The organism is Leucobacter sp. M11 (assembly GCF_035726885.1).
GTDB lineage: Bacteria > Actinomycetota > Actinomycetes > Actinomycetales > Microbacteriaceae > JAPFRB01.
The window spans coordinates 33,374-35,088 of record NZ_JAPFRB010000004.1 but is presented as its reverse complement, the minus strand read 5'-3'; the positions used below and the strand labels follow the sequence as shown (position 1 = coordinate 35,088).

At 73.6% G+C, this 1,715-nt stretch carries 2 protein-coding genes; one reads left to right on the top strand and one right to left on the bottom strand.

What is annotated here, in order from left to right; translation table 11 throughout:
• Window positions 1-103: 103 nt before the first annotated feature.
• Entirely contained in the window at window positions 104-1,321 is a 1,218-nt protein-coding gene (locus OOT08_RS12150) for an MFS transporter (protein WP_325092983.1), read from the bottom strand.
• 208 nt (window positions 1,322-1,529) lie between these two features.
• On the opposite strand from OOT08_RS12150, the gene OOT08_RS12145 reads away from it, so the two are divergent.
• On the top strand, window positions 1,530-1,715 hold a 186-nt coding region (locus OOT08_RS12145; RefSeq protein ID WP_325092981.1), incomplete at its 3' end, for a VIT1/CCC1 transporter family protein.

The following is a 1,715-nucleotide window of genomic DNA, read 5'->3' as shown; positions in this document are numbered from 1 at the left end:
GCTCTCGCTGCTCGCGACTGATCGGAGCCGCGCTTTCGGCTGGGACAGCACGGCCTGGCAGATCTGGCAATCGCACGCCGATCTCTAGGGGAGATCGCTCCCGCTAGGCGGGGCGGTCGGCCGCGGCGAATCCGCCCCGGGCGCGCGCGTAGCGCCAGGCGAGCAGGGCCGCGATCGCGGCGAGGACGGCCACCATGCCGACCACGCCGGGCCAGCCCCAGGCGCTGAAGGCCTGACCGCCGACCCAGCCGAGCACGCCCGAGCCCGCGTAGTAGCAGAGGTTGTAGAGCGCGGCCGCCTGGCTGTTGCCTCGCCCGGCGCGCGGCCCGATCATCCCGCTCGCGATCGAGTGCGCCGCGAAGAAGCCGACCGTGAAGATCACGAGCCCCAGCAGAATCAGCGCGATCGGCTCCAGCAGGGTCAGGCCGAGCCCGACGAGCATCACCCCGATCGCGGCGAGGAGCACCCCAGTGAGCGTACGGCCCGCAACGAAACGCCACACGGCCCGGGAGGAGGCGGCTCCCGCGAGGTAGGCGAGGAAGAGGAAGGAGACGCTCGTGGGGGTGAGCCAGTAGGGCGCCGCTTCCAGCCGGAAGGAGAGGTAGTTATACACCGCGACGAAGCCGCCCATCAGGAGGAAGGCCTGGGCGAAGAGCACGCGCAGGCCCGGGTCCCGCAGGTTCGCGAGGACGGCCCCCGCGAGGGAGGGACGGGTCGCCGGGTCCTGCCGGACGAAGCGGGCGGGCGGCGGCACGGCCACGAGGAACACCACGACGGCGAGCGCCGAGAGCGCGGTCACGGCGGCGAGCCCGAAGCGCCAGCCCAGCGCGTCCCCGATCGGGGTGGCCAGAAGACGGCCCGCGAGCCCGCCCAGCGTGTTGCCCGCGATGAAGGTGCCCGCGGCGAGCCCCGCCGCCCGCGGGGCGATTTGCTCGTTGATGTAGGTCACCGCGATCGCGGGGAGCCCGGCGAGGGCGACCCCCTCGAGGAAGCGGAGGGCGACGATGCCGCCGAAGTCGGGCCAGAGGGGCACCGCGACGCCGATGACGAGCGCGGCGAACACGGACAGGCGCATGGCGCTCACTCGGCCGATGCGGTCGGCCAGCCGCGCCCAGGGCAGCACCCCGACGGCGACCCCGATGGTGGCGGCGCCGACGGCCCAGGAGGAGTCGCTGATGCTCACCCCGAAGTCGGCGGACAGCATCGGCAGCAGGCCCTGCGGGGCGTACATTTGGGCGAAGGTGGCGACCCCGGCTCCGAAGAGGGCGAGGAGCACTCGCCGGTAGGGGCCGGAACCGGCTTCGATGGCGGGGGTGCTCACCCGATCAGCCTATCTGCGCCGCAGCCCGCGGCGGGGATCCGCGAAGGTCTGCGGGGATCTGCGGAGGAATGGGCCTGGCAGCGCCGGGGCGAAGCGCGGCCGCGCGGTTCAGGCACGCCTGCCCTCCGTTGCGGAGCCCGGGCTCCGGTGGAAGACTCGGGTGACGGCCGGCGAAGCTCTTCGCCGCCGAACGCGACAGGGGGATCTGATGTCCGCTGATGACACGTCCGAGGGCCGCCCGGGGCCGCACGCTGACGAGGCGCACGCTGGCGGGCTCGGGGCCCGGCTGAACTGGCTCCGCGCCGGCGTGCTCGGCGCGAATGACGGCATCGTCTCCACCGCTGGCCTCGTGATCGGGGTGGCCGGTGCGTCCCCGGGCAATACCGTGGCCATC